The organism is Acetobacter senegalensis (assembly GCF_001580995.1).
GTDB classification, from domain to species: domain Bacteria; phylum Pseudomonadota; class Alphaproteobacteria; order Acetobacterales; family Acetobacteraceae; genus Acetobacter; species Acetobacter senegalensis.
This window is the reverse complement of record NZ_LHZU01000006.1, coordinates 1-580: the sequence shown is the minus strand read 5'-3', so window position 1 is coordinate 580 and position 580 is coordinate 1. Positions and strand designations below refer to the sequence as shown.

Annotated in this window: 1 protein-coding gene; it reads right to left on the bottom strand. The window is 51.0% G+C overall.

Annotated elements, in window-relative coordinates:
- A partial coding sequence (locus tag AD948_RS00030; RefSeq protein ID WP_248845850.1) for an AMP-binding protein occupies positions 1-548 on the bottom strand: 548 nt, incomplete at its 3' end.
- Positions 549-580: the final 32 nt, after the last annotated feature.

Genomic DNA, 580 nt, shown 5'->3' with positions numbered 1-580 from the left:
ATGCACAACTCCCCAACACCACCACATGGAACAGACGCACCAGACGTATCAATTATGCAATCGGTACGGGAAGGATAAGACTGACCAATGGGTGCTGCCGCATGGACACGATCGTCGCCAGAAGTAATGTGGCGGTGCGAAGCAATAGTCGTCTCGGTTGGTCCATACAGATTGTCCAGTGCGATATGAGAAAGGTGACTATCATGCCACTGACCCAGAGCATCTCCAGGAAGTCCTTCGCCGCCAACTGTAATCTGACGTAAATCTGGAAGACCTTCAGGAAGGGCTGTAAGCCACTGACGCCAATAAGCGGTGGGCAAGCGAGAGAATGTTATTTTTCTGTTCTGAAGCACGGTGGTCGTGCGAGCGAGATCCCATAGATCCCGACCGCGAACTTCGACATTGCCGCCTCTCATCAGAGCTGGGAGCAACTCATGCACAGCCACATCAAAGTTGATGGTGGATGTCGATAGCATTCGATCTTTTTCTGTGATCCTGTATGTCTCAATAAAGTCACCAAGATGGCTGCATAGAGCCTGGTGAGTGATACCGACGCCTTTGGGTTTTCCTGTTGAACCTG